The following is a 22991-nucleotide window of genomic DNA, read 5'->3' as shown; positions in this document are numbered from 1 at the left end:
ATTACATAAATAATATTTAAATGTTTCGCTAAAATAATGAAATGAATTAATTATAACTTGATTTATAGCATTAAAAATAGAAAAATTTAAATAAAAGTTAATTTATACTATTTGTTGAGCTAAGCTCAACCAAAACAATTCAAAACAAAATGGAGGTGCATCACAATGCAAAGAAGATATTCAATTTGGGATGAAATGAGAAGAATGCAAGAACAAATGGACTCAATATTTAGCAATTTTTTCGACACTGAACCATTAATCGGAAACAATTTTTTACTAGAAGATGGGTCTGGGAAAAACAAAGGATTAGTATCAAGTAACTATAAAGCACCAGTATCTGATCTATATGAAACAGATAAAGAAGTTATTGCAGAAGTAGACATGCCCGGCGTTGATAAAAAAGATATTAAAGTAAACGTTACGGAAGATGCTATTGAAATTAAAGCAGAAAAGAAAAATGAGCTTAAAGAAGAAGATAAGAAAAAAGGCATGTATAGACTCGAAAGAAGCTTTGCAGGATTTTACAGAAGCTTTGCACTGCCAAATAGTGTAGACCCCGACAAAGCAAATGCGGAGTACAAAGACGGAGTCCTAAAAATAACAGTTCCAAAATTGAAAATTGAAGAGAAGAAAAAGAAACTCCTACAAATTAAATAGAGGGATAAAAATGAAACTGTCAAACTGGAGATTAAAATTAAAATGGTTGTTTAGGGATTTAAAACTAAAAATTTCTAGACTCCACAAAAAATTTTAGCAAAGCAGAAACCCTGTTTCTGCTTTTTTGCTTTATTTGAAACATACAAAATCATAATATTAGGAGGTGATTTTATATGACTCAACTAACGCAATTACAAAGTTTAAAAAAAATAATGACAGAACCTATTTCTAAAAAAGATATACAAATAGAATCAGAAGTGCCCTCTATTGATTATATGTGGGTTAAACAAAATATTAAACAATTTTTGGAAGAACAGAATAATCTTAATTCTATAAATGAAATCTCTATTTATTTCACAGAACAGCCAATTAAAAAAAACATCATCAGATGCGATGTTCATGTCAAGATAAATAACAAGACAGTAATTGTAACGGGTCAAGGAATTGATGAATACAACGCAGTAGAAGATGTATTGCAAAACTTGGAACTTGAAGTGTTGCTGGAATCAACGATTCAAAATTCAAAACCTAATGTTTTCTTTTCAAATTCTATCAATCAATTTCAAAGAGGCAGTCAATATGTGTGAACAAAGAAAAAGCAACTACAACATAAAACTAGCTGGAAAACTATACAAATAGTCATTAGACAAACTTGAATTCAAAATGCTTGAGGAAAACGATGTACAAAAGTGGATCTCACCAAAAAGGGAATTAAACATTTAAAAAAATAATTGGAGGTATGAAAAATGAACATAAAACCAATGGGTGAACGAGTGCTTATCAAACAGCACAAAAAAGAAGAAAAGACTGCTGGCGGTATCTACATACCTGACTCTGCTAAAGAAGAAAGAAAAGAAGGAGTTGTCGTAGCAGTTGGACAGTACAAAGACGGAAAAGAGCTTCCACTAAAAGAAGGAGACAAAGTTCTTTACGGTGGTTACAGCTCAGAAGATATCGAAATAAATGGAGAAAAGCACATTTTCATCGATTTCAAAGACGTGCTTGCAAAAATAGAGTGAGGTGAAAAAAATGGCAGAAGCAAAACAAATAATGTTTGATGAAAACGCAAGACAAGCGCTTATTAGAGGGGTTGATAAAGTAGCAAATACTGTAAAAGTCACTCTTGGTCCTAAGGGAAGAAATGTTGTGCTAGATAAATCTGCACATCCTTTAGTAACAAATGATGGAGTAACTATTGCAAAAGAAATAGCACTTAAAGATAAGTTTGAAAATATGGGTGCAAAACTCATCAAAGAAGTAGCATCAAAAACGCAAGATAATGCAGGTGATGGTACAACAACCGCAACCCTACTAACTCAAATCATGGTTAATGAAGGATTAAAAAATATTACTTCAGGAGCAAATCCAATAGAAGTAAAAAAAGGAATTGAGAAAGCAACAGAGACAGTTGTTAACTTCTTAAAAGAACAAAGTGTTGATGTGAGTGATAAAGAAAAAATACAACAAGTTGCAACCATCTCTGCAAATAATGATGAAGTCATTGGAAAACTTATTGCTGATGCAATGGAAAAAGTAGGTAATAACGGAGTCATAACTGTTGAAGATGGCAAAAGCATGAAAACAGAACTTGAAGTTGTTGAAGGCATGCAATTTGATAGAGGATTCATATCACCTTACATGGCAACAGATAATGAAAAAATGATTTGTGAACAAGAAGAACCATACATCTTAATCACAGATAAAAAACTATCTTCAATGAAACAACTCGTACCAGTTCTTGAAAAAGTTGCTCAAGAAGGAAAACCTCTATTCATCATTGCAGAAGATATTGAAGGAGATGCTCAAGCAGCAATCATACTCAACCTTATTAGAGGTGCAATCAAAGTATGTGCTATTAAAGCTCCTGGCTTTGGAGATGAACAAAAAGAAATGCTTGAAGATATAGCAATTTTAACAGGAGCAAAAGTCGTCTCAGAAGATAAAGGGATGAAACTTGAAAACTTCACTGCTGATTGGCTTGGAAGTGCAAGAAAAATAAAAGTAGATAAAGAAAAAACAATCATTGTTGAAGGAAAAGGAGAAAAAAAGCATCTTCAAGCTAGAAAAGCATTAATTGAATCTCAAGTAAAACTAGCAGATTCAGATTTCAAAAAAACAGATCTGAAAAAAAGGCTTGCTAAACTTGGAGGAGGAGTTGCAGTCATTAAAGTAGGTGCTGTAACAGAAACTGAACTCAAAGAAAAAAAGATGAGAATTGATGATGCACTTAACGCTACGAAAGCAGCAGTTGAAGAAGGTGTGATTCCGGGAGGAGGAGTAACTCTTTATAGAGCAACTAAAAGTCTTGAAGAACTAAAACTTGAAAACGACCAAAAGATAGGAGTTACAATTGTAAAGAGAGCTCTTGAAGAACCAATAAGACAAATTGCTAAAAATGCAGGAAAAGAAGGAGCAGAAGTCCTTTCAAGACTAAAACAAGAAAAAGACATAAAAGTAGGATACAATGCGAAAAAAGACTGCTATGAAGACTTATTCAAAGCAGGAGTTATTGATCCAACAAAAGTTGTTCGAAACGCACTACAAAACTCTGCATCAATCTCTGCAATGATTCTAACAACAGAAGCATTGGTAACAGAATTTGATGAAGAAAAAGATGAGAAAACAACTGCGATAGTGATCTAAGGATCACTATTTTTTAATTTATTTATTTTGATATATTCTTCTCGCCCCCAGATACTTGTTCTTGATGTGTCGCATTTGCTCTTTTGAAGGAACGGAACTCCCCAGTGCTACGCACATATACACTCCCTACGGTCGAATTTATTAAAAATGGAAATTTTACTCTTCAGGATTTTTTTGCTTCGCAAAAAACCACTCGCAGTTATCCCTCGTTCCTATCGGAAGTATTTAACAAGGATTTAGAGGTTTCGTTCGGTTGTACCTCACTACACCCAAATTTTTGCTGTCACAAAAACTTCTCTAAACCCCGATGTTAAATGAAATATATTTTTCTAAAGGCTTTCTATATATTTATTAAATAGTTTCAAATAATCTATTTATATGGAAGATATTCACAAATTCAGAATCTTTAATAAATTAAAAACAGTTTATCGTTTCAATTCAGTTGAAGATAGAAAAGAAAGTACTGCTGAACATTCTTGGAGTTGTTTAATCCTTGCTGATTTTTTTCTTTCTAGAAATAATTTTAATTTAGACAGATTAAAAGTTTATGAACTTTTAATGTATCATGATGTTGTAGAAATTGAAGCTGGAGATTCACCATTACATCCTGAAATTAAAAGATTAGATAAATCTGAGAAAGAAAAAAAAGCAATGAAATTATTACATACAGAATTACCAACTCCATTAAACAATAAATTCCTAAAACTATTTACTGAATATGAAGAACAAAAAACTTTAGAATCGAAATTCGCAAAAGCAATAGATGCTTTAGATGCAGAAATTCATGAATTGGATTATAAGCAAGATTGGAAAGGATGGTCTGAATAATTCCTTGAGTTGAAAAGTGTTTTCTTTAAATTATTGGACTATTTAAGAAAAAATGAATATTTTGATCAGTAATTTTTTATTAGTAATTATTGTATTATTTTTTTGTTAGTTACGTCAATTATTTGATATGTGAAATCTTTTCTTTGTATTGGTATTATCGCAGCGATAGGTATTTTTTCTTCTTTACTTACGTATTGCCAGGAATAAGCAGGACTATTCTTAAATCCTTGAGTGTTATTAATTACGTAAACGAATCCTGATTCCCCTATTGTTTGATTGTTTATTCCGTGAATCTTTATTTTTAAAAGGTTTAATTTGTTAATGAAATAAGAATATTCTAAGCCCGGAAAACTTAGGTCTTCGTTCGATATTATTGCTTTCATCATAGCTGTAGACGCTATATTTGATGCGTAAATATTTCCTGCTTTAGACATAAGATATCCTTCTTTAATTTCTTTTCTTGAGCCATGTAATAATTTATTGTGATTATCACTTAAATGATTAAGTAAGTCTTCTACGTTGTAACCCCAAGTTTTTAGTTGAGCTAATTCTTTTGTTGATACTATTGATAAAACATTTTTTTATCTAAATCATATTCATTAATGAATTTGTTTAGTATTCTGTTGTTCATCATAAATAAATATTAAGACACCAAGTATTTAAATATGTTTTTTTTAATCACTTAATAATGGTTAAAATATGTGTGTGGAAAAAATAATATTTATAAATAAACCTTGTTTAAAACCTTACATGGATAACCAAACAATTTTAATAATACTACTAATAATTCTAGCATGGTTCATATTCACCTATAATCGCTTAATAACCATGAAGAATTACGTGAAAAAATCATTCTCAGGAATAGATGTTCAATTAAAAAGAAGAACAGACTTAATACCTAACCTTGTAAGCGTTGTTAAAGGATATGCAAAACACGAAAAAACAATCATGGAAGAAGTTACGAAAGCAAGATCGCACTTAGAAGAAGCAAGAAAAAGAAAAGACGTCCAAAAAATGGCCAACACAGAAAGTGAACTAAACAGCGCAGTCAAATCATTATTCGCAGTATCAGAGAATTATCCTGACTTAAAAGCTAACAAGAATTTTTTGGATTTACAAAAACAATTAAGAAACACAGAGGATCAAATCGCTGCTTCAAGAAGAATTTATAACGAGAACGTAACGAGTTACAACACCAAAATAGAAATATTTCCTAGTAACTTATTAGCTAAACTTTTTAGTTTCAAACAAGAAAAATTATATGAAACTAAAGAAAGAGAATCTAAAAAAATATTGGTGAATGAATAAACATGGTTTTCGGATTTCTAAACTTAGCAAAAGAAGAACATATAGAACAAGCAAAAAAAGAACTATATTCTAACTTACCTCAAAACCACGAAGAATGGGACCCCACAGGAAAATCACCAGTTGTTTCTTTAATAAAAGAAAAAAACGTAAAGAATCACGCTAAGTACTTATTCCTAAAAAATAATCCCGGATACGTAAAAAAAACTTTTTTAAAAATAATAGGAATAATAATACTAGCCTTTACAATATCAAGACTTCTAAGCCATTATACCCAAACATCTTTTTTCATAATGAACACATTAATAATCATAGGATCATTTATTTTATTAATAGTATTTCACTTCAAAGTACAATCAATAAGAAGAGACTTAATAAAATTAGAAGTAGCAAAAGAAAATAATTACTTGTATTGGCCTGATAAAAATCACAAATTATGGAGAGATTACGCCCATAAATACACCGAAGTCTTCAACAGAGGCGATCAAGATCAAAACTTAGAAGACATATTCTGGGGAACCACTAATATAAACGGGAAAAAACACAATTTCACATCAGGATTATTTAATTACACAAGAGTAAGCAGAGACAACAAAGGAAACACGAAGCATCAAAAATTCACAGATCATTACTTCATAATAAAACTACCAAGAAGACTAGAATCAAGATTTTATTTATACCCTGAAGGAGTGATTAGCAAAATAGCAAATTTTTTCACGAACAAAAAAATAAAAACAGAATCCATAAAGTTTAACGACACATTCGCTTTCTCATACAAAGGAAAAAAAACAGATAAACACATGAACATAACCCAGATATTAACACCTAGAGTGCAAGAAGAACTAGTAAAAATATCTGATTACAAAAAAAAAGGAAATGGATTCTTTACTAGACGCTCAACGAACGGATTATCTGTTTTGTTTGCAGAAAACGCAGTTGTTTTCTACGCTCCCGGAAGAATACTTAGAAAAACAAAAATGAATTTCTTCAAATCCAGCGACATAAAAGAAGAAGACAAAAACGAATTAAAAAAAGAATTAGAAACAATGATTAAAGTATCAGACGAAATAATTAATTACTTAGATTAATAAAATGACAATAATTATATATTTATTTTAATATTTCTTATTAAAGAAAAGAAAAATTTTAAGGAGGTTTTATGAATCAGAAAAAAAAAATAATTAGTTCCTATGTGGCTTTGACATTTCTAGTAATTAGTGCTTTTATGATAGGAGACATATTAGGATATGTAGTTCTAGATGAAAAACCTATAATAGATAATTTAATAATAAAAAAGTTAGAAAATCAAGAAAGAGTAAGAGTAATAATATCTGAAAATGATTTACCTAGAAAAAGCTTGATAATGAGTAATAATGAAAAAGTAAAAGATACTCTGAGTAATAAAGGTATAAACGCGTTAATAATAGAAGAAAAAAGCAATATGTACGTAGTGGAATTAACCTTGCAAGAATTAGAAGAATTAAAAAATCAAAGAAACATAAAAAGAATAAGATATGATGAACCTATAAATGTTTTTTTAAGTCAAAGCACTCATTTTATAAGTAGTAAAGAAACAAATAAATTACAAATATTAGGAACTAACATAACAGGAAGAAATCAAACAGTTTGCGTAATAGACACCGGAATAAATTATGAGCATGAATCTTTAGGTGGTTGTACAACTCAAGAGTACGAGTCAGGTAATTGTTCAAAAGTGTTAGGTGGAAGAAACACAATAGAAGGATCTAATAATGTTTTAGATGATCAAGGGCATGGAACTCACGTTGCGGGAATAATAGCTGCGAACGGATCCGTAATAGGAGTTGCTCCAGATACTCGTCTTTTAGCAGTTAAAGCGTTTAATAGTACAGGTGGAGGTTCATTATCCACATTGATGTTAGGAATAATTTGGTGTTCAGATAACAAAGAAACATATAACATAAGCGTAATTAGTATAAGTGCAGGCGCAAATATAACATTTCCTAATCATTGTGATTCTTCTTATCCTGGAGAAGCAGAAATAATACATACAGCCATAAATAAGAATATGAGTGTTGTAGTTGCTTCAGGAAATAATGGTAATTACACAGGTGTTAATTTCCCTGCTTGCATAAGCAGAGTCATACCTGTAACCTCAACACAAGGCAATAATTCTTATGCTTCGAGTGCGAACAGAGGCGTAAATTATGATTATTTAATTGCGGCACCAGGAGCTAGCATAACATCAACTCATTTAACAGGAACAAAGACTAGTTCAGGAACTTCTATGGCCACCCCTCACGTATCAGGAGTAATATCTTTGATGCAACAAGCAAATATCTTAATAAATCAAAAACAGTTAAATAATAGTGAAGTAAAAAACATACTTGTAAATGAAGGAAACTTATTAGAAGATTCGGAAACAAATCATAATTATACCTTCTTGCAAGCTTTATCATCTGTTTTAATCATTGATAACAGAACACCTGAAGTAGAAATAAATATCAGTTCTAATTTATTAATAAACAACACAAATAATTATTCTTTAATTCAATGGTTAACAAAAAGCAATAAAGACTATGAAACCAACCTTTTTTTAATTGATGAAAACAATATTACCTTAATTAACATAACTGAAAAAACAGGACAAATAAATTTAACAACTAATAATTTTACGAATCTAGGAAAACACATCCTTAATTTAACTTCTTTGAATGAACACGGCTTCACTAATAATTTGAATGAAATTTATTATAAAACAGAACCTTTATTTGAATTATTTATTAATGGAGAAAAAAATAATTTTACCGGTTATCCTGGTTTTTATAACATCAGCATCAACAAATCATCAGGAAATGAAATAATAAAAATAAATAATGAAATAAAAAATAAAACAGAAGCAGAAAATATTTCTTTAAATGTAGGAACATACAATGTGAGTGCAGAACAACAAAAAACTGATTATTTAATTAATAAAACCATTAATTTAGTTATAAACGTGATAAACCCCATACCTATAATAACAAGCACAGATCCTAACGAAACCATCCTAGAAATTTATGAAAATGAAACAATTCTATTCACTCAAGAAAGTTATAATCCTATAGCTGGAAACCTGACAATTATGTGGATTGAAAACAACACAGAAAACATCTCTGAATTTTATGTTTTTAATGCGACTGGAAAAGAAAATGTTTTTTTACAATTAATAGTTATTAATGATGAAGGAAATTCAACAAAAGAATGGAACATAACTATAAACCCAGCACCCCTCACAATAATTAACGTTACGCCAGAAACAAACAATATAACTTTAGAATTTAATGAAACAAAATTATTTGTTTTTGAAACGCGAGACGTTTTTAATAGAACTATAAATACTACTTGGAAACTAAACAACGAAACCAAGAACAACAATGAAACTTATTTATTTAATGCAACAATAAAAGAAACAGGAAATCATACATTATTCGTTGAATCCACAAATAATAAAACAAAGACTAACAATACTTGGAATATACAAATCATGCCAGAACCTTTTATGATTTTAATAAAAAACTTGACGGATAAAGAAGGATATAAAAATGAAGAATTAAGAATAAATTTAAAAGAATATTTTGATTATTATTTACAAGGAGAATACCCAAATTATGAGTTAAGCAACGAAGAAATACCTTATGAAGTAAATAATGATGAACTAGTAATATTAAGTCAGGATGAATTAAACCAAGAAACAAAAATATTATCAAATAAAAATAATCTAAGTGAAGAAAGTAATTACTTCAACATAAAAATAATAACAAAACCTTCTTCTAGTTCATCAGGAGGTGGAGGAGAAACAACGACAACTTCATTTTCAATACCCCCTGCTGAAAAGAAAACAGAAGAACAACAAGTTGATGAAGAAAAAGAAATAAAAATATTATCCGATAATAAAAACAGCATAACCATAAAAGAAATAACTCAGGAAAAAATAAAAGAAATAAATTTTTTTCAGGGAAGAATCTATAAATTATATGAAATAAAAGCATTAGACAACCTTAATGAATTAAATCAAACAGAAACAATAATAGAATTCGAAGTGGAAAAAACATGGATAAAGAAAGAAAATACTAGCGCTGAAAAAATAAGACTTTACAGATACAACGAAGAATGGGAAGAATTAATAACAATAATAAAAGAAGAAACAGAAACAACAATAAAATATAATTCAATAACGCAAGGATTCAGTTATTTCATTATAGGAGTAAAGGAGACAGAAACAAAAAAACAAATAGAAGACCCTAAATTAACACATGAAGAAAGAGAAGAAATTGAGAAAATAAAAACTGATAAAACAAATAAGATTTTTTTGATATTTGTAATAACAACACAATTAATTATAATAAGCGCGATAATAATTAAGCGTATAAAACAACAACAAAATGATTAATCTTTAATAATTTCTTTAGATTCCTTATTCTCAGTTTTAACAACACCATTAGAACCATTTTTGTTATGACCATTAGGACTTTCCGTGTGACGACACTTAGGATAATTAGTACAACCAAGAAATTCTCCGTAAATACTGTTCATAACACGCATAGGAGCACCGCACTTCTCACAATTCTTATCAACACTACCTTCTTTTATAGAACGATATTCTTCTTCTGTTTTTTCATCAAGATGATTATTTTCTTCAGGATTCAAACTTAACTCAACAGGCCTTTTACCTTTAACAAATAAACTAATAATAGGATAACCAAGAGGAGAAATCTTACCTGTTGGTTTAACTAATCCTTGCTTAGGTAAATTAAAAGTTTCTTTACAATCAGGATACTTACTACACGCAGCAAACAAACCAAACTTGCCACGCTTAATCATGATTGAACCTTCCTCGCAAAGAGGACAAGGACCAAGCAAATTCTTAGTATCTTGAGTTTCTTTATTAGCACTTAATAATTCTTCACCAATAGATTTTTCGTGCTTCTTAATCTTATCAAGAATAACCATTAAGTTCTTTTTAGCATCATCAAGAACATCTTCAGGCTTCTTTTTTTTACTACGAATAAGCTCCATTTGATCTTCTACATCCCTAGTGAATTCTTCATCAGTTAGTTCTTTAAAGTATTTCTCCATTACGTGAACCGTGTGCATACCTAGTTGAGTAACTTGAATAGATTTCTCAATTACGTAACCACGATCATACAAAGCTTCAACTATGTCCGCCCTAGTAGCCTTAGTACCAAGACCTTTCTTTTCAAGTTCGGAAATTAAAGAAGCAGGTGTGAAACGCTTAGGAGGTTGAGTTTCCTTAGATAACAAATCAGATTTCTTAATAACAACAACATCATCTTTTTGAAGAACAGGTAATTCATCCTCGCTGAGTTTAACATAAGGTTCGTATAATTCATGCCAACCCTTAACAAGAGTAGACGTACCTTTAGAAACAAATAATTCTTCGGCAACAACGAATTTAGCAGTAACAGTTTCCCTAATCGCAGGCTCACCAAAGCACGCAAAGAAACGCTTAACTATTAAATCATAAACTTTTTTTTCACGATCATCACTAATCTTACCCTTAGAACCTGTAGGAAAAATCGCAGGGTGCGCAGGATCATCTTTCTTACCTTCATTAGGCTTTAATAACTTCTTAGATAACAAAAATTCAGCGCTGTTTTTGTACTCAGGATTCTTAGCCAAATCACTAATCACTTTACTAAGATTAAGTTCTTTAGGAAGCTTCTGAGAAGAAGTTCTAGGATACGATGTTAAACCTTGAAGATAAAGACTCTGAGCACATTGCAAAGTCGCCTTAGGAGAAATTCCGAATAATTTGTAAGCCTCACTTTGTAAAGAACCAAGATCAAAAGGAAAAGGTGCTTGTTGAGCAAACTTCTTCTTAGATAAAGATTCAACGACGCAATCTTTTTTATCTTTAACTTTGTTAAAAACAGTTTTTGCTTCTTTTTCATCCCAGAACTTGTCTTTTTCATGAATAGCGTCAAACTTAATCTTTTTGTTAAGTTCAAGAACAACTTGCCAGAATGGAACAGGCTTAAAAGCTTGAATTTCTTTTTCTTTATCAGCAACTATTTTAAGAGCTGGAGCTTGAACACGACCACTACTAAGAATCTTAAACGCGCCAGCTTTCTTAACAGAAGTAGAAAGAGCACGACTAATATTTATACCGTAAAGCCAATCAAGAAAGTGACGAGTTTCACCCGCTAAAGCTTGACCCCAATCAAGACTAGGAAGTTTATTATCATAAGACTTTATAACATCCTCTTTAACTAATGTGGAGAATTTCATACGAGACGCGTCTTTTTGATTACAAACAAAACGAACAATATTCAAACCAATAACTTCTCCTTCGATGTCATAATCGCAAGCAACAACGAAGCTCTTAGCTTTTTTAGATTCTTTCTTAATAACATCTAAGTACTTCTTAGAAAAAACTGCTTTTTTATTAACTAAGTGAATAGGTCTCCACTCAATATCAAAAACAGGATAAGCAAAACTCTTAACTTTCTCAGCTAAAGTATAAAGATGACCAACCGCGCTAACAACTCTTATATCTGTTTTTCCATGAGTTAAAGAAAAAATAGTAACTCCATTAACAACTTCTTTCTTAGGTTTACCGTCGGCTAATGACTCAGCTATTTTCTTTGCCGAACTAGGTTTTTCTGTTATAATTAATTCTGACATAAGAAACAAAGATTAAATAAGAACCTTAAAAATGTTTTGATTACAAAAATCGGAAGAATTTCGGAAAAAACAGGAAAAATATTAAAAACAACTAACTTTAAACAAATATATGAAATCAAAAAAATTATATGAAAGACTTGAAAAAGACTTCATAACTCAGGAAATGAGTGATGACTGGGAAGAAAACATAAAGAACATACAAAGATACGTGACTGAAGAATACAAAAAAAGAAGCATAGGCTTAGTATGTGATTTCACAGATGAAATTAATAAAGTTTACACCTCTGTTTTTCCATCAGAGAAAGTAATGCAAAAAATAATAGCTGAAAACGTGACTAACGCGTTATTATTTGTTCACCACCCAGCTGATTGGGATATAACCAAAGCGCCGAATGTGTTTCAAGAAATGAAACCTGAATTACTAGAAAAATTCAAAGAACAAAAAATATCAATATATAACTTGCATTCACCTTTAGATAATTATGGAGAGCATTCTACTAGTAATAGTTTAGCTAAAGCACTCGGATTAATAGTTGAAAAACCCTTCTCGCCTTACTTAGGAGGAATGAGCGGAGTAATCGCCAAAACCAATCTTGTTGATGTTCAAGAACTAAAAGAAAAAATGTTAGAAGTGTTAGGGCACGAAGTAAGTCTTTATGAATACGGAACAAAAGAAATAAAGAATGGAAGAATCGCAATAATAGCTGGAGGAGGAAACGAAGCAGAATACTTAGATGACGCATTAAGAGAAAATACTAATACTTTCATAACCGGAATAACTCTATTAAATGAAAGATCAAAACCAGCACATGAATTCGCAAAGAAAAACAAGATGAACATACTAGGAGGTACGCATTACTCAACGGAGAAATTTGCTTGTATATCAATGACTACTTATTTTAAAGAATTAGGATTAGAATCAGAATTCGTAAATGATGAACCAGTAATAGAAGACATGTAAAATGACGCATATGAAAACAAAAATAGGAGAATACGCAATAATAACTAATTCTAAGAATGAATTCTTAATGTTGCAATTTAACGAACCTATAAATTCTTGGCACTTCCCAAGAGGAAGATTAGATGAAGGAGAACAAGCAAAAGAAGGATTAATACGAGAAATAAAAGAAGAAACAAGATTAGAAGTTCATGATTTAAAACCAATACACACAACTATTTTCACTGATGAAAAAAAGTACGGAGTTTTTTATTTAGCAAAAGTTAAAGAACCATACGAAGTAATAATCAGCAAAGAACACCAATCCTTTAAATGGTACAAAAAAGAAGATATTAACAAAATAAACTTTTGGCAACCGTTCTACAAAGAAATGCTAAATAATAATTTATAAACAACTTATTCAACATTCGTGAAATTACTATAGTTCAGCAACTTAAGTTTCTTATAATGTGCTCACATCTATTTATTCTTTTGATGACACCAACGAGTCTTATACGTGTCGAATATATATTAGAGGGTTCGCTAGACATTATAACTTATTTTTGTCGTTGACTACTATTTGGAAAAATTTATAAACAAAGAACCACAAATAAAAAAAACATGGAAAACAAAACAAAATTAGAATACTTATTTAATAAAACCTGGAAAACATATAAAGAGAACTTCAAAACATTCTCAATAATACTCTTAATATTTCAATTCTTACCCTACACAATATACAACATATACTCAATACTAACACAAATAGATGAATCATTAATAGTTAATGAATTAACACAAACACTTAACTGGAACATCATAATACAAGAACTAATAAAACACAGCGCTTTAAGCCTAATATTATTCTTAATAAACATGGTAGGACTAGTAACAATACTATACATATTGTTAAAAAATAAGAAAACAAAAACAATAAAAGAAGCAGTAAAAAAAAGCTCAAAGTACTACTTAAGACTAATAGGCCTGACAGCACTAGTATTCATATTATTAATACCTTTGTACGCGTTATTAATAATACCAGGAATAATATTCTCAGTTTACTGGATGTTCGCACAATACATAATAGTAGACAAAGACGAAAAAATAATAAAAAGCATGAAACAAAGCTTCTATTTAGTAAAAAATAATTGGTGGAAAACATTCGGAAAAATACTACTAATAGGTCTAATCGCGATGATAATCATGATGACCATAACCATAACCATAGGAACAACACTAATAGCAATAGAAGGAAAAACAGCGATAGCAACCGGACTAAGCACAACGTCACAAATAATATCTATACTAATAACAAACGCGACTCAACTACTAGTAACATTATTCATAGTAATCTTCGCAGTTCACCTATACGAAGGACTAAAAAACAAAAAAGAAAACAAAAAAATAAAGAAATAACTATTTTTTCTCGGGCTTCATAGTAGGAAAAAACAAGATGTCACGAATAGATTCTTGACCAAGAATAAGCATAGCCAACCTATCAACACCAATACCTAAACCACCCGTAGGAGGCATACCCTGCTCAATAGCCTCCAAGAAATCCTCATCCAAAGGATTAGCATCCTCATTACCCAACTTTAATTGACGAGCCTGATCCTCCAATAATTTACGCTGATGCAAAGGATCATTTAATTCAGAATAAGCATTAGCAAGCTCCATACCACAACAAAACGGCTCAAAACGCTCAATCAAACGAGAATCAGTCTTATGCTTCTTACACAAAGGCGTAGACTCCTCAGGATGATCAATAACAAAAACAGGATCATCATACTTATCCTCACAGAAATGCTCAAAAATAGCCAAAACGAAATTACCCCAAGTCTCCTCCTTATCAAACTCCACCCTTTTATCCCTAACAAATTTTTTCAAATCATCAACAGACATAGACGAAGCATCAATACCCGCGTGCTCCTTAACAGAATCAAGCATAGTCACGCGCTTCCACGGAGCCTTCAAATCAATCTCCTTACCCTTGAAATTAACCTTAGTAGAACCATTAATCTTCAAAGCAACAAACTCATAAAGCTCCTCAGTCAAACGCATCATGTCCTGATAATCCGCGTAAGCCTCATACAACTCAAGCATCGTGAACTCAGGATTATGAGTAGCATCAATACCCTCATTACGAAAATTCTTATTAATATCATAAACCTTTTCGTAACCACCAACAATTAAACGCTTAAGATACAACTCAGGACTAATCCTAAGAAACAAATCCATCTTCAAAGTATTATGAAACGTCTTAAAAGGCTTCGCCGCGGCCCCCCCATAAAGAGTATGAAGAACAGGCGTCTCAACCTCCAAGAAACCTCGCGCATCCAAGAACTCACGAATATACTTAAGAATAAGCATGCGCTTAGTCAAAACATCCTTAGAAGAAGGACTCATAATCAAATCCAAATGCCTCTTCCTATACTTCAACTCCTGATCCTGCAAACCATGATACTTATCAGGCAAAGGCTTAATCGCCTTACAAAGCATTTCAAACTTTTGAACATAAACAGTTACTTCACCCATCCTAGTCTTAAAAACAGAACCAGAAGCACCAATAAAATCACCAAGATCAAACTTCTTAATCAAATCATAATTATCAGACCCAACATCCTCACTCCTAATATATAACTGCAAATCCCCAGAATCCTGACGAATCGTAATAAAAGAAGCCTTACCCATACGACGAAACAAAACAACCCTGCCCGCAACAGAAACAACATCCTCAACTTTTTCTTCAGGCTTCAAATAAGCATACTTCTTCTTAATCTCATCAGCAAAAGACGTAACATCAAAAGTATAAGGATAAGGATTAATACCCTGATTCCTTAACTCATCAAGCTTCCTCAAACGCTCCTCAACAAGAGCAACGCCGGACGACTTATTAGATTCATCACTCATAAAAATACCACCTACACAACTAGAAAGAAAAAGATATTAAAAAAGTTTCGAAAAAAAAAGAAAAAAAAGTTATTGAGCCAAAAGAGATAATAATTGACTAAAAGTATCCTGATTCAATTTAGTATTCTTATCACCCATCTTAATAATCGCGTCAGGCGGAGGAGGAGAAATAAACATTAATAACTCATCTTCCAAAGCACCACCAGTATTAGTAGCATGAAACTTTGAATTAACAAAAACAAGTTCCTCACCATCCCTATAAATATCCCAACCATTATTAAAACCAATAACTGCGCCTTCACCCAAATTACCATGTAATTCCATATACGTCAAAGGATCAAAACTCGTTCTAAAAACTCCTTTAAAATCTGAGAATTCACTAACAACATAATTATTTTGTTTCAAAGAAATAACATTCAAAGGATCATCATAATTAGCAATTATTTCAGGAACACTCAAAGAACCAGAATCAATACCTCTACGAGAAAAAGGATTAGATTCATCATTAATAAGCACAGGCTGAGTAGAACTAGTATGAATAACAGATACCCCGTTCTGAATCATCTCAACAGAACCTTGCTCTAACAAAATAGAACCCGAAGAACCTTCTAAAACCCATTCATTATTCTTATTTTCTAAAATTGAATAAATCTTAGCGTCACTACCCTCAGCCAAAATATACTTATTATTACTTTCAGAAACAATAAAATCACCCTTATTAACACTAACAGTCATTTCTTGCAATCTAAAATCCTTATTCACAGTGAGATCAGTACTGCCTGCTTTCGAAGTCACAGAAGCAATATTTATTTCAACATCGCCAGTAATCTCATAAGTCTTATCACCATTAATTAAAGTAACCGGATTATCAACAGAACCTGAAAGCTCTAATTTATAACGACCCATGCCTGAACCTGAATTAATATAATTATTAATATCAACATCACCCGAAGAACCATCAATATTAATAACTAAAAAATCATTTTCAAACCTTATATTAATAAAAGAATCACAAAAATCATTATCTAAAACCCTAAGACAACCAGCAGTAACAACTTCAGGATTAGACCTTATAGCAGAACCAGTATGACTTAAAGCAGCCAAATTAAAAGAAATCTTTCTATCATTATTAATAAACTTATCCTGAAGATTAACAACGCCTTTTTCAATAGATACTATTCTAGCATCACTAAAAAAAGTAAAAGAAGGCTTAAAATTATCTTGATACACAACTAAAGGCCTAGGCAGAACCTCTGTTTTTAATCCAGAATCAATAACAGGATAATTACCTTTGTAAAGAGGAGTAAAAACCATTTCAAAAGGATTGTTAATATTGGAAGCATTATACGCAGAATAATTCAACTTAGCCCAAGCAATAAGATTACTAGGATTCACATCCTCATAAATGTACAAATCTAAGTTCCTCAACAACAAACTAGGAAGAAAAGCATAATTTCTAACACCGAACTTAGTACCTCCAACAATAGTTGTTTCTCCAGCACCCGCAAGAGTAACTTTGCTCAAATCACATCCTTCCAATAAAACGTGTCTATTAAAAGAATTAATTCTAAGTAAATCAAACTCTTCAAGAGTTATATGATTCCCTAAAATTCGTCTCATATCATCCAACTCTAAAAAGGCCCCTCTAAAACTAGGATCATTACCAAGAATATCAGCCCTTAAAACCCTTTCACAAAAATCTAAATTGCGTAACTCATTCAAAGCATTCACAATGTTAGGATTTTTTTTAACCAATTCATCAGCCAATAATTCATGATAAAAACTAAACCTTATATCATTTTTTAAGTCTTGATTAGTACTAGCATCCGCGATCCAATCCACATATTGTTTAGAAGGAAGAATTACTTGATTACCATCACAAAAATAATAATCATAATACTTCAAATCTTTCAAAGAATCCTTATCATAAGAACAAACAGAATCATAATCATAAAAACCATGATGCTCCCAAAACTTTCTTCTAACAACTTCAGCGCCCTTAGCCATATACAAATTATCATCCTTATAATAATTAAACAAATCAATAATTTGATTCTGATTTGATTCAAGCCTCTTAGTTAATTCATTTAACAAAACAGATTCATCATCCACTTCATAAACAAAGATTTGATCATTAATAGAATCCCAAGTCAACGTAACTACAAAAGGCGCACTACTAATTGGTACAGATGTAATCATAGGACCATACCTATAAGAAACATTTCTTCTAGGAAGCTCAAATACACCTTCACCAATTATTAAATCAAACAACAACTCATTAGTTACACTTTTCAAATCAACTTTTCTAGTATCTAAAATCACGTATTCAATAGGACCTTGCTCAGTTTCAGGCATTAATTCTCCTTCTAAAAACCTATCATAAGTATCATCATTATCTAATCTTATCCAACGAGGATATCTACCATGATCAACTTCTTTCACAGAAGTCCTAGCCCCCAAATAAACAGGAGTTCCAACACAATCATAAGGTTCAAAATCATAATCCCTAATATATTCTTCCCAAGAAGAACCAAAAGGCTTAGGTTTAAGATACTTATAAGCATCAAGATTAGTTTTCAACAAATTATATTCTTTACCACCATCAACATAAGTACAACCCATATCATGAAGTACAAGTTCTAATTTATCAATATAAGCACCTACTCTGTACTCAAAATTCTGAGCAGAAACTACTTGAACAAAAAACAAAGAAAAAAAAGTAACAAAGAACAACAAAGTTCTTAACGAATTCACATCAACAAATTTTTTCACATTCATTTTCTTCAACCATCACATCTAATAATTAATTATTTAACTCAAACATAAAAACTAATACGTTACTTGAATCAACACTATTTTTCAATAATAAAACAACACTATCCTCATAACTTAAAGCATTAAAAAACAATCCGTGATTATTAACCGCTGCGGAAATCCTAGTCAAACTAACATAACCTTGATCAAAACCAATATGCGAATCAATAATTTCTTCAGCAGCCAAAAGCAAAGAATTAACATCTAACACAACGAATTTTGTTAAACCCTCAACATCAATAGATAAATCATTTTTAACAACGACTAAATTAGGATTTAAAGATATTAATAAACCGTTATCAGATTCAATATTTGCAGAAGTACTTTGTTTAACGATTTCAATATCAAAATCATCAAAAGCCGAATAATCATCAACACAAGAATCAAAGTTATCAATAATCATTAACCTTATAGATTCAAGAACTCTTTCCTCAGAAGGCACGATCTTTGTGTAGTCCTTAAAATAATAAGGAATAGAAAAAGAACCAATCAATTCATGATTCACTTCACTTAAATCATAATATCCTCCCTGTAACAAAACATCTTTAACACTTTTATCAACAACATTATCAAAACAATTAGTAGAATAACTATTAATATTAGCCAAAACAGCGTTTAAATCAGCTTGCCCAGTAAAATCAACCGAAGAATCAGTTTTTCTCAAAGAAAGAAACAAAACTAATCCAACAACTAATAAAATTCCTAGAATAACAAAAATAGTTATTTGAGCCCTCTTACCCCTAAAATTAATCATTTAATTGTTTTATTTTATTGAATATATAAAGTTTACTCTTAAGTGCGAGAATTATTAAAAAATTGTTTGAAAAGAACAAATTATAAAAATAAGATAACAATGACAAGTATTAATGGTTAAAATTGTGTGCATCGGGGGCGGCACAGGGCAAAGTGTTTTGTTGTCAGGTCTTAGAAGGTATACTTCTGATTTGACGGCGATAGTAGCTGTTACTGATAGTGGTAGGAGCACAGGTGTTTTAAGGGATGAATTCGACATATTAGCACCTGGAGATTTAAGAAATTGTATGGTTTCTTTGTCAAATTCTCCTAAGTTAATGAAGGATTTGTTCAAATTCAGATTTGAATCTGAAAAAAATGATTCTTCTTATCACGGAATGAATTTCGGGAATTTACTAATAACCGCGCTTACGAAGCTTAACAATAATGATTTTTCTAAGGCGATAAGGGATGCTTCTAAGATTCTTAAAATAGATGGAAAAGTTCTTCCTAGCACGCTTAGTAACACTCATGTCTGTGCAGTATTAAGTAATGGAAAAATATTGGAAGGAGAAGCAAGTATTTCTAGGAGTTACGATTCAAAAAAAAGAATAACTAATTTGTTTTTAAAAAATAAGAATGCCAAGGTTAATCCTGAATGCGTTTCAGAAATAAAAGACGCAGATTTAATAGTTGTAGGACCTGGAGGTTTATACACTTCTGTTATTGTTAATTTATTACCTAAAGGAATGGTTGAAGCTATTAAGAATTCTAAAGCTAGAAAGATTTATGTTGTTAACGCAGCTACTCAAATAGGCGTAACTGATGATTTTGATTTATTCATGCACGTTAAAGAAATAGAGAAGTACTTAGGAAAAAACGTTTTGGACTTCGTAGTTGTTAATGGTAAGCCTCCTGAGAAAAAACTTATTAAAAGATATGAAAACGCGGGTTCTAAGTATTTGTTTGTGAGCGATGAGCAGATAAATAAGATTTCTAAAATAGTTAAGAAAGTCGTTGTTAATGACTTAATACAAGAGGAAGCAGAAGAAGAATATGGTAAGCCTTTGTATATAAGGCATGATTCTAAGAAGTTAGCTAATTCAATTATTGGATTAGCAAGAAAAAAAGTTAAAGGAGCAATATTAGTTGCAGGGAAAGGAAGCCGGATGAAACCTTTTTCTATCAAGGAATCTAAGGAAATGATTCGTTTCTATGGTAAGCCTTTAATAGCTCATCACGCTGATGAAATGATTAGTAACGGAATAGAAGATATTGTTTTTATTTGTAATAACGAAAATATTAATGACATAAGAAATTATGTGAACACAGAATATGTTTCTGAGCTAAAAAAAAGAAATGGATCCGTTAAGAATGTGAGTTTTAAGTTCTTTTTGCAAACAGAACAAAAAGGACCTGTTAATGCTTTGCTTTGTGCACGTTCTTTTCTTGAAAATGATTATTTCTTGGTTAAGTACGGTGATAGCATAGCTTCAACGGATCAAACACAAGAATTGTTAGATAAGTTTAATCAAGAACCAGGGGTTGATTGTGTCGTTACGTTAAGAAAAGTTAAGAAACCTGAAGAATACGGGATTGCCAAATTCAAAAATGATGAATTAGTACAAATAGTTGAGAAGCCAAAAAAGAATTTTCCATCAAACCTAGCAAACGTGGGCTTAGTATTAGTTAATGGATCTTTATTCTTTAAAGCAGTAGATGAAATAGGTATTGAAGAAGTACTACCTCCTGCCGAATACGTTTTGAGAAAGAAAGGAAAAGCTTCGTATTGGATATTCAAAGGAGAAAGAGTAGATGTGGGTAGAGCGTGGAACATATTAGAAGCTCATAAATTATTCGCGAAGAAATTTGGAACAATCATATTAAGTAAAAAAATAGGGAAAAACGTTAAGATAGGAAAAGGTGTTTTTATAGGAAAAGACGCAGAAATAAAGAATAACGTAGTAATAAATAATTACAGCGCTATTGAAGGAACCATAAATAACAATTGCACCATATCAAAATCAGTAATAAATAAAAACGTGAAAATAGGAGAAAACTCTAAGATAATAAGTAGCGTAATAGGAAAAAACACAATCATCGGTAAGAACTTTTATACAAAAGTTAAGAAACAAAACGTGGAAGTTTACTGTAAAGACAAATATGTACCTTCTGGAAAAAACGAATTAGGATTATTCTGCGCTTCTGACTGCGTAATAAAAAATAATTTATGCAGTGAACCAGGTAGAATGATTTTTCCAAACAAAACCGTAAAAAATAACATCGTTAAAGACTTATTGTTAAGAGCAATAATATTTGATGCTGATAACACTATTTATCAAACCAAGTCAAGTGCTAAAAACGCGGATATGTCAGCGATGAAGTTCTTCGCGAAACAAATCAAAAAAAATCCTGAACTCTTATACAATGAATGGAAAAAAATAGTATCAGAATTAATAAAAGAAAAAAATCCTAAGAAACGAAAAAGAACATATTCATACGAATTATTATCAAAAAAACTAGGATTTAATAACGTAGAAAAAGGCTATTCTTTATTCAAAGAAACACTCATTAAGAACTTAGTATTAAGTCCTGGATTCAAAGAAGTGATTCCTGTGCTAAGCGATTACAAAATAGCCTTAGTCACTGAGGACTCAAAAGACTTATTAACAGCTAAGTTAAACAAATTTAGACTACGAAGCTTCTTTGACAGCGTAATATGCAGCGAAGACGTAAGAACAATGAAACCAAACAAAAAATACATTGAATTAGTACTGAAAGAATTAGACGTAAGTGCTAATGAATGCTTATTCATAGGAGACAACTACGAAAAAGATCTGAGAATAGCGAAAGAAGAAGGCGCTAACACACTCATATTCTCATTAGAAAAAGGAGATTCTTTAAACAAAATCATAAACATAACTTCTAATTTATGATTATTTAAAATCCGCGGATTTAGTTCTGCAATCATCAATCATCTTCTTAAGAAGATTTTTCTCAGACTTTTTCAAAACACAACTATTAGGTAACGCGATTAATTCTTTAATAATAAAAAAAGAATCAAAAGGCTTACCATTACGTTTCTCAGTTACAAATTTCTCCAAGTCATCCAGGTTAGAAAAAGATGCAAGAAAAATATAGTCATGACTACCAGATAATGTTTTAAACATCATAGTTACCTCAGGCAGTTCTTTAAGTTTTTTTTCCAATGAAGAAACATCGAAGTTTTCAATTGATTGATTAAACGAAATTTTAAATAACGCGACGATGTTAACCCCTAAAAGTTTAGAATTTAAATTAATTGTGTAGCCTCTTATTATGTCTTTTTCGAGGCGCTTTTTTATACGTCCTACTGCTTGACTAGAAATCTTAAGTTTCTCAGCTATAAAAATGTCTGAGATGTTAGCATCATCTAAAAGTAAATTTAGAACTGCTTTTTCATTTTTAGTAAGCCACATAACGCACATCCCTTTTGTTTTTATTTAATTATTAAACTATC

The 22991-nt window shown here is 31.0% G+C and carries 18 protein-coding genes; 12 read left to right on the top strand and 6 right to left on the bottom strand.

Translation table 11 applies throughout. The annotated features are described in order from the left end of the window. The first annotated feature begins 165 nt into the window (after positions 1–165). The 5 genes from KO361_04280 to KO361_04260 all read left to right on the top strand — a co-directional run bounded on the left by KO361_04280 (position 166) and on the right by KO361_04260 (position 4128). Entirely contained in the window at positions 166–657 is a 492-nt protein-coding gene (locus KO361_04280; protein MCC7574782.1) for an Hsp20/alpha crystallin family protein, read from the top strand. Between the two features lie 173 nt (positions 658–830). Next, positions 831–1244 (top strand): hypothetical protein, encoded by a 414-nt coding sequence (locus KO361_04275; protein ID MCC7574781.1) that lies wholly within the window; start codon positions 831–833, stop codon positions 1242–1244. A gap of 159 nt (positions 1245–1403) precedes the next feature. Continuing rightward, positions 1404–1676 carry a co-chaperone GroES gene (groES, locus tag KO361_04270; protein ID MCC7574780.1) on the top strand — a complete coding sequence of 91 codons (273 nt, stop codon included), beginning with the start codon at positions 1404–1406 and terminating at the stop codon, positions 1674–1676. A 10-nt stretch (positions 1677–1686) separates the two neighbouring features. Further along, complete coding sequence (groL, locus tag KO361_04265; GenBank protein ID MCC7574779.1) at positions 1687–3300, top strand: chaperonin GroEL; 1614 nt, start codon at positions 1687–1689, stop codon at positions 3298–3300. A gap of 378 nt (positions 3301–3678) precedes the next feature. Further along, the gene (locus KO361_04260; GenBank protein ID MCC7574778.1) at positions 3679–4128 is read left to right on the top strand and encodes an HD domain-containing protein; all 450 of its coding nucleotides are present in this window, start codon (positions 3679–3681) and stop codon (positions 4126–4128) included. A gap of 86 nt (positions 4129–4214) precedes the next feature. Here KO361_04260 and KO361_04255 read toward each other — a convergent pair whose 3' ends face one another. Beyond that, positions 4215–4562, bottom strand: a complete 348-nt coding sequence (locus KO361_04255; GenBank protein ID MCC7574777.1) for a hypothetical protein — start codon at positions 4560–4562, stop codon at positions 4215–4217. A 316-nt stretch (positions 4563–4878) separates the two neighbouring features. Here KO361_04255 and KO361_04250 point away from each other — a divergent pair, with 316 nt between their 5' ends. The 3 genes from KO361_04250 to KO361_04240 all read left to right on the top strand — a co-directional run bounded on the left by KO361_04250 (position 4879) and on the right by KO361_04240 (position 9844). Then, positions 4879–5436 carry a LemA family protein gene (locus KO361_04250; GenBank protein ID MCC7574776.1) on the top strand — a complete coding sequence of 186 codons (558 nt, stop codon included), beginning with the start codon at positions 4879–4881 and terminating at the stop codon, positions 5434–5436. A gap of 2 nt (positions 5437–5438) precedes the next feature. Further along, positions 5439–6521, top strand: coding sequence for a hypothetical protein (locus tag KO361_04245; GenBank protein MCC7574775.1), 1083 nt, complete (start codon positions 5439–5441; stop codon positions 6519–6521). A 71-nt stretch (positions 6522–6592) separates the two neighbouring features. Next, positions 6593–9844: a S8 family serine peptidase gene (locus KO361_04240; GenBank protein MCC7574774.1), complete on the top strand. Its 3252-nt coding sequence runs from the start codon at positions 6593–6595 to the stop codon at positions 9842–9844. On the opposite strand, the gene topA is transcribed toward KO361_04240, so the two are convergent. Further along, the gene (gene topA / locus KO361_04235; GenBank protein ID MCC7574773.1) at positions 9841–12099 is read right to left on the bottom strand and encodes a DNA topoisomerase I; all 2259 of its coding nucleotides are present in this window, start codon (positions 12097–12099) and stop codon (positions 9841–9843) included. The two genes, KO361_04240 and topA, sit on opposite strands and share 4 nt — an antisense overlap. 109 nt (positions 12100–12208) lie before the next feature. Here topA and KO361_04230 point away from each other — a divergent pair, with 109 nt between their 5' ends. From KO361_04230 to KO361_04220, 3 genes are all read left to right on the top strand, one after another. Beyond that, the gene (locus tag KO361_04230) at positions 12209–13060 is read left to right on the top strand and encodes a Nif3-like dinuclear metal center hexameric protein (protein ID MCC7574772.1); all 852 of its coding nucleotides are present in this window, start codon (positions 12209–12211) and stop codon (positions 13058–13060) included. 1 nt (position 13061) lies between these two features. After that, a complete protein-coding gene (locus tag KO361_04225) occupies positions 13062–13448 on the top strand; it encodes an NUDIX hydrolase (protein MCC7574771.1) in 387 nt (128 codons plus the stop codon). Positions 13449–13657: 209 nt separating this feature from the next. Then, positions 13658–14452, top strand: coding sequence for a glycerophosphoryl diester phosphodiesterase membrane domain-containing protein (locus KO361_04220; GenBank protein MCC7574770.1), 795 nt, complete (start codon positions 13658–13660; stop codon positions 14450–14452). Here the strand turns inward: KO361_04220 and lysS are convergent, their stop codons facing one another. The 3 genes from lysS to KO361_04205 all read right to left on the bottom strand — a co-directional run bounded on the left by lysS (position 14453) and on the right by KO361_04205 (position 19514). Next, complete coding sequence (gene lysS / locus KO361_04215) at positions 14453–15946, bottom strand: lysine--tRNA ligase (GenBank protein ID MCC7574769.1); 1494 nt, start codon at positions 15944–15946, stop codon at positions 14453–14455. Between the two features lie 69 nt (positions 15947–16015). Further along, positions 16016–18724 carry a hypothetical protein gene (locus KO361_04210; protein ID MCC7574768.1) on the bottom strand — a complete coding sequence of 903 codons (2709 nt, stop codon included), beginning with the start codon at positions 18722–18724 and terminating at the stop codon, positions 16016–16018. A gap of 25 nt (positions 18725–18749) precedes the next feature. Then, positions 18750–19514, bottom strand: a complete 765-nt coding sequence (locus KO361_04205; protein MCC7574767.1) for a hypothetical protein — start codon at positions 19512–19514, stop codon at positions 18750–18752. Between the two features lie 112 nt (positions 19515–19626). Between KO361_04205 and yvcK the strand changes: the two genes are divergently transcribed. Further along, on the top strand, positions 19627–22428 hold the full coding sequence (gene yvcK / locus KO361_04200) for a uridine diphosphate-N-acetylglucosamine-binding protein YvcK (GenBank protein ID MCC7574766.1): 2802 nt from the start codon (positions 19627–19629) through the stop codon (positions 22426–22428). Here the strand turns inward: yvcK and KO361_04195 are convergent, their stop codons facing one another. Next, entirely contained in the window at positions 22429–22950 is a 522-nt protein-coding gene (locus KO361_04195) for an Lrp/AsnC family transcriptional regulator (GenBank protein MCC7574765.1), read from the bottom strand. Between the last annotated feature and the right edge of the window lie 41 nt (positions 22951–22991).

It is taken from the genome of Candidatus Woesearchaeota archaeon (assembly GCA_020854775.1).
Classification (GTDB): domain Archaea; phylum Nanobdellota; class Nanobdellia; order Woesearchaeales; family 21-14-0-10-32-9; genus 21-14-0-10-32-9.
Note: the sequence above shows the minus strand (reverse complement) of the source record. Positions and strands in the feature narration are given on the sequence as shown.

Bases quoted from the DNA above. Each gene is read 5' to 3' on its own strand.
- KO361_04280 (MCC7574782.1), top strand. From the start codon at position 166: ATGCAAAGAAGATATTCAATTTGGGATGAAATGAGAAGAATGCAAGAA.
- KO361_04275 (MCC7574781.1), top strand. From the start codon at position 831: ATGACTCAACTAACGCAATTACAAAGTTTAAAAAAAATAATGACAGAA.
- groES (MCC7574780.1), top strand. From the start codon at position 1,404: ATGAACATAAAACCAATGGGTGAACGAGTGCTTATCAAACAGCACAAA.
- groL (MCC7574779.1), top strand. From the start codon at position 1,687: ATGGCAGAAGCAAAACAAATAATGTTTGATGAAAACGCAAGACAAGCG.
- KO361_04260 (MCC7574778.1), top strand. From the start codon at position 3,679: ATGGAAGATATTCACAAATTCAGAATCTTTAATAAATTAAAAACAGTT.
- KO361_04255 (MCC7574777.1), bottom strand. From the start codon at position 4,562: ATGTCTAAAGCAGGAAATATTTACGCATCAAATATAGCGTCTACAGCT.
- KO361_04250 (MCC7574776.1), top strand. From the start codon at position 4,879: ATGGATAACCAAACAATTTTAATAATACTACTAATAATTCTAGCATGG.
- KO361_04245 (MCC7574775.1), top strand. From the start codon at position 5,439: ATGGTTTTCGGATTTCTAAACTTAGCAAAAGAAGAACATATAGAACAA.
- KO361_04240 (MCC7574774.1), top strand. From the start codon at position 6,593: ATGAATCAGAAAAAAAAAATAATTAGTTCCTATGTGGCTTTGACATTT.
- topA (MCC7574773.1), bottom strand. From the start codon at position 12,099: ATGTCAGAATTAATTATAACAGAAAAACCTAGTTCGGCAAAGAAAATA.
- KO361_04230 (MCC7574772.1), top strand. From the start codon at position 12,209: ATGAAATCAAAAAAATTATATGAAAGACTTGAAAAAGACTTCATAACT.
- KO361_04225 (MCC7574771.1), top strand. From the start codon at position 13,062: ATGACGCATATGAAAACAAAAATAGGAGAATACGCAATAATAACTAAT.
- KO361_04220 (MCC7574770.1), top strand. From the start codon at position 13,658: ATGGAAAACAAAACAAAATTAGAATACTTATTTAATAAAACCTGGAAA.
- lysS (MCC7574769.1), bottom strand. From the start codon at position 15,946: ATGAGTGATGAATCTAATAAGTCGTCCGGCGTTGCTCTTGTTGAGGAG.
- KO361_04210 (MCC7574768.1), bottom strand. From the start codon at position 18,724: ATGAATGTGAAAAAATTTGTTGATGTGAATTCGTTAAGAACTTTGTTG.
- KO361_04205 (MCC7574767.1), bottom strand. From the start codon at position 19,514: ATGATTAATTTTAGGGGTAAGAGGGCTCAAATAACTATTTTTGTTATT.
- yvcK (MCC7574766.1), top strand. From the start codon at position 19,627: ATGGTTAAAATTGTGTGCATCGGGGGCGGCACAGGGCAAAGTGTTTTG.
- KO361_04195 (MCC7574765.1), bottom strand. From the start codon at position 22,950: ATGTGGCTTACTAAAAATGAAAAAGCAGTTCTAAATTTACTTTTAGAT.